The organism is Ginsengibacter sp., from assembly GCF_057362405.1.
Genome location: NZ_JBMQQG010000220.1, coordinates 1 through 5,494 on the forward strand (window position 1 = coordinate 1; position 5,494 = coordinate 5,494).

Sequence of the window (5,494 nt, forward strand, 5' to 3'; positions counted from 1 at the left end):
AACTCCGTCAATAGATGCCCTCACGCCAGCCTGAACACCAGCAAAATTCATTTCAATTTTTAGCATGCCTAGATTACACCTACCGCCAGCATTGGCATTATCAGTTCTTGACCATACGCCAAACGTACCCGGAAAAGAAACCGTTCGAAAGCAGTTGGCACACATTGCTTCATAAATAACACCGTTTTTATCAAATCGACTTGTGCCTCCATCAACATGATCACCAAAAGTCAATGGATTATTAACTCCTTCAGGAGGATCTTCCTGCCCAAAGAATGAACCATATAATTGGGAAGCCCCATCTTTCTTAAGCACAAAAAAGTAAAAGTCACTTCCCGATACATCTGACTTGGCTTTAATCGCATCAGAAGTAGTGGGCATGCCGTATGTATTGCCCTCTCCAAATCCTGTATTTGATTTTCCTCCCCATCCCGACACGTAAACATTCTCACATCGATCAACCAAGAAAGCCGTAGGCGAAATATTAGGTAACTGAGTAGCTGCACCGCTGGTACCGAAAACTGTTGAGTATATATAAGCGCTTAAATCGGGCTTAAGTTTCGAAATAAACTGCTTTGCATTTGTATTTGAATAGATACTGCTGCTGCCTGGGGCAAGAACTATTGGCCAGGTTCCGGTAGTAGTACCGGTCACATAAATATTTCCCGATTTATCGTCGTCAATTCCATATACCTGGTCTGCTCCCGGTGTTCCAAGATAAGTACCCGCAATTGCAGCAGTACCTGAATTATTAAGTTCTATTACAAAACCATCGCAAACACCGCCCGAGTTGGAAGAGCTAACAACGCCCGAACCTGAGATACCAGGCATATTTTGGCTCGCGGTACCCCCGCCTACGTAGATATTATTATTAGCCCCAAGTACCAAAACGTAAGCCGCATCATCTCCGCTACCACCCAAAAAAGTATTAAAAATAATACTATTGCAGCCAGGGTTTATTTTGAGTACCACGCCATCCTGGCTTCCGCCAAATGTCGATTGAAAAGCCCCGGGCGTAATGGTCTTGTTATAGTCCGGTGATTGGGTGCAGGAAGCCAAATAAATATTGTCAGATGCATCTAGTAAAACTTCACTTCGTGCATCATCGCCATAATTCCTTTTCAGCGATGAACCTCCGGCATTACCAGTCTCGTCTTTTATATTGACGCCATCGTCACGTGATCCACCAATTCTCATTGAACCAATAAGTGCGCTTCCGGTTGCATTTAATTTTGTAACAACTATGTCCCAACCACCACCGGGGCCAATTACGGAAGGCACACTAGCAGGATAGGTTGGATAATCGGAAGACTTTGATCTTCCCGCAACCACCAAATTTCCTTGCGAATCAACTATGAGACTATGAGGCTGATCACCGCTGCCGCCGCCGATATAAGTGGCATAAATCCTGTTTTTGCCATTGGGGCTTAATTTTATGATGCCGATATCAAAATCGCCGTTAAAGGTATTATCATAAGCACCTGTCGAAACAGGAAAGCCATTATCAAAAACAATACCGCCGCCATAAAAACTTCCATCGGGCCCGTATGTAGCTGTAAAGCCCCAGTTATCCGCAGTACTTCCGGAGTAACTAAAAAATATTTCAGACGGATCTATGATAAGTATTTTCGAAGGATCGTAGTTTTTTACTTTAAACCTTACCACATCGCCGTCTACCGCATAACGGCAATCTAGTTCCCGCCTGTTGTTGTCGACCACCTGGTAGGTATATGGCGAAAGTTCTTTATTATCTCCAAGAGAGGTCGATACTACCAGTTGTTTATTTTTTACCGCAATTTTACTTGCACCGGTATATTTCATAGCGATGCTGCCTATATCAGCACCGGGATGTATAATAAAATCATATTTCAAATTGCTACCAGCGTCAGAATAATAACGAATATCAATCCCGGGATAAACATCTTTATAAGTGACACCCTGGAAAATTCTGCAATTCGACGCCCATTTACTTTTATCGTTTCCCTTAAAGTAATTATTAACTGATGGTAAAGCTTTATCGGGAATTATTACCGGATCTTTGGAATTAAGAAAACGAACATTGTAGGCCTGCGAATGAATTTGAGTTCCTTCCCCTTGTTTCATAGTAATTCCCATAGCCTCTTTATGGCGCAACTCTTTTATATTCTCAATATCATCTGGATTGTTTTGAGCTACTGTGAATCCGTTTTGTTGCAAATAGAACTCACCACTTCCTATATGACTCATGAATTTTACTCGCTTATCCCATTGCCCTTTATTCTCAATAAATTCAATTTGGGCAAATACATTTTGAGCAACAAAAAAAGTTGTTAGCAATGTTATAAGAAGGAATTTGGCAAGCTTTAATATTCTCAAGGCAAATATTTGTTTTATGACTGAAAAAGTATAAAAAAGTTAATCAAGGAAACCAAGAATATATTGGAAATATTAAAAACTAAATTTACGAAACAATTAGAACAGAAGTTTTGAAATAAAAGTTTCATTCAGATTTTAATATGCAATTAACAATGGCGGCGTAAAAAAAGACTACGAAATTTTACTCCAAATCGTCTTACCCTTTTGTACAGATAAGTAATTCAATAAACAAGAATTCCCGACCGTAGAAAGTGCAGGGTCTTCCTCAATAATTTTGCCGGCCGAATAACGGGCCGCTTCGAGCATTTTTCTGTCTTCAACAATGTCGGCCAACTTAAAATTAAGCACACCACTTTGCCTGGTTCCTTCGATATCGCCCGGCCCCCTAATTTCCATATCTTTCTCCGCAATTTTAAATCCATCATTGGTTTCACACATAATTTTAAGGCGCTGTTTTGCATCTGCAGACAACTTCACTTTCGACAGTAAAATACAATAGCTTTTCTCGCTTCCCCGTCCTACTCGTCCTCTAAGCTGGTGTAATTGCGGAAGGCCAAATTTTTCGGCACTCTCAATCACCATTACACTTGCATTCGGCACATTTACGCCTACTTCAATTACAGTGGTAGAAACCATTATTTGAGTATCCCTCTCTATAAAACGTTGCATGTTTATTCTTTTCTCCAGCGACTTCTGGCGTCCATGTACCATACTGATATAAAATTCAGGTTCAGGAAAAAATGCTTTTACTTCTTCGTATCCTTTCATTAAATTTTCAAAGTCAAGTTTCGCTGATTCCTCTATCAATGGATAAATGACATAGGCTTGTCTCCCTTTTTTTATTTCACTTTTTATAAAATCCATCGTTTGGGGCCGGGCATACTCCATCCTATGAACAGTGGCGACAGGCGTTCTTCCGGGGGGCAGTTCGTCAATAACACTATAATCAAGATCACCATAGGCAGTTAAAGCAAGGGTACGCGGAATTGGCGTTGCTGTCATTACCAATACATGCGGACTTATTTCACTTTTTTTCCAAAGCTTAGCTCTTTGCGCCACGCCAAACTTATGCTGTTCATCAACTATTGCCAGCCCAAGGTTTTTGAATACCACATTATCTTCAATTACCGCATGAGTACCTGTTAATATCGTTACTTCTCCGTTTGCAGTTGCCTGTAAGATTTCTCTCTTTTCTTTTGCCGATGAGGAACCAGTAAGAATTCGTATGGTAACCGGGATGTTTTGCAAGAGTGATTGTAAACTTTCATAATGTTGTCGGGCAAGAATTTCAGTGGGTGCCATAAAACAACTTTGATACCCGTTATCAGCAGCGATGAGCATACTCATAATGGCAACAATTGTTTTACCACTTCCAACATCGCCCTGCAATAGGCGATTCATCTGCCTTCCGCTACCTATGTCTTTTCTTATTTCTTTTATTACCCGCTTTTGGGCTGTTGTTAATTCAAATGGAAGATTGTTGCTATAGAATTTATTGAAACATTCACCAACTTTAATAAATACCAATCCCTTCGAAAAAGAATGCCTTTTATAACGGAGGAGGCCTAAACGAAGTTGCGACAAAAACAGCTCTTCAAATTTTAATCGTTTCAATGCTCCAAGATATTCGTCAGCACTTTTGGGAAAATGAATTTGCCAATAGGCATTGTATCTATTTATAAGATGATATTGCTGAATGATAGACGCAGGAAGGTTTTCTGCAATATCTTTTTCGTTCAGCATTTGCAACAAGGTGTAGGTAAGTTTCGCTATTTGTCTCCCTCCAAGATTTCTTGATTTTAATTTTTCGGTGCCGGGATATACCGGCTCCAGGTATAAATTCTTCTCTACATTTCCTTCAATAACTTCCTCCATTTCAGGATGAGAAATTTGAGGCGCATTCATAAAAAATCCTGATCTTCCGAAAACCCGGTACCTGCTGCCAATATGAATTGATTTTTGTATCCAATTAATGCCCTGGAACCAAACTAATTCCAGGTAACCAGTACCGTCGTACAACTCCGCAACAAGACGTTTTCCCCTTTTCTCTCCCACCTGCTCAATCGAAGTTATTTTTCCCACTACCTGCACATAGTCATTGTCTGTGCTTATTTGATTTATAGTGGTTATTTGAGTTTTATCAATATGTCGAAAGGGAAAATATTCTAACAAATCACTAAAAGTAAAAATGCCAGCTTCCTTTTTCAAAAGATCAGCTCTTTGAGGTCCAACTCCCTTTAAATATTCAATAGGATTATTCAATATGGAAACTCTATCAGTGATTGGAAAATTTTCTACAAATATAAGAGTAGAATCAAGCTTCTTATCAATTGCCGTTGATAATCGTTTATACAACTTTAGCGCAATAAAAATGAAAAAAAATAGTTATTATATATGTTCTTATGATGCTTTAATATTGTAAAGCGTTTGTTAAAAAAATTATAAGATAAATTCTTTAAGGCAACAAAATGCTTTAAGAATTAGGAGAAAGGCGCAATGTGAAGTATTTTCACAGAATAAAGAAGTAAATCCAATTCCTTAGCGTATCTCTTAAGCTAATCGTTAAAATGAAAAACCGTAAACTTCTTAAGTTTACAATTTTCAAAAAGAAAATTTTGAATTTTTATAAATAGTATCGAATGACTAAATCATTGAAGAAGGTTCCCGTATTTATTTCGTCAGTATTCATATTTCTTATTCACGTACCTTTTGTTTTTGCAAAGACAATATCCTATAAAAATAATTCGTCGGCTAACATATTAACTACCCCTGATTTTATTAAAGTAAGCTCAGCTAACCCTGGGAGTGGCCTCAACGATGAAGGGCCTAATTCAAAAAAAATAAGTGTGTATGATAGTTTACAGTTAAGCGACTTGGGTCTTAGCAAGCAAGCTTATGACTATGCGGTAAGAGGATTTAAAACTCTTCGCGATTTGGGTAAATTGAGCAATGATTCCATTATTTCAATTGTTGACTTTAGCCTCTCATCTGCTAAAAAAAGATTATTCGTTATTGATCTAAAGAACTATAGAGTTTTATATAATACTTATGTAGCACATGGCCGTAATTCCGGCGCCGAGTATGCAAAACTGTTTTCCAATAACCCGAGAAGCAATAAGAGCAGCCTTGGCTTTTATGT

At 38.6% G+C, this 5,494-nt stretch carries 3 protein-coding genes; 1 reads left to right on the top strand and 2 read right to left on the bottom strand.

The annotated features are described in order from the left end of the window. Both ACO1O5_RS18750 and recG read right to left on the bottom strand, forming a co-directional pair. The coding region (locus tag ACO1O5_RS18750; protein ID WP_486272969.1) for a DUF7948 domain-containing protein at positions 1-2,355 on the bottom strand (2,355 nt) is incomplete at its 3' end. A 171-nt stretch (positions 2,356-2,526) separates the two neighbouring features. Beyond that, a complete protein-coding gene (recG, locus tag ACO1O5_RS18755; protein ID WP_486272971.1) occupies positions 2,527-4,710 on the bottom strand; it encodes an ATP-dependent DNA helicase RecG in 2,184 nt (727 codons plus the stop codon). 284 nt (positions 4,711-4,994) lie between these two features. Between recG and ACO1O5_RS18760 the strand changes: the two genes are divergently transcribed. Next, a partial coding sequence (locus tag ACO1O5_RS18760) for a murein L,D-transpeptidase catalytic domain-containing protein (protein ID WP_486272973.1) occupies positions 4,995-5,494 on the top strand: 500 nt, incomplete at its 3' end.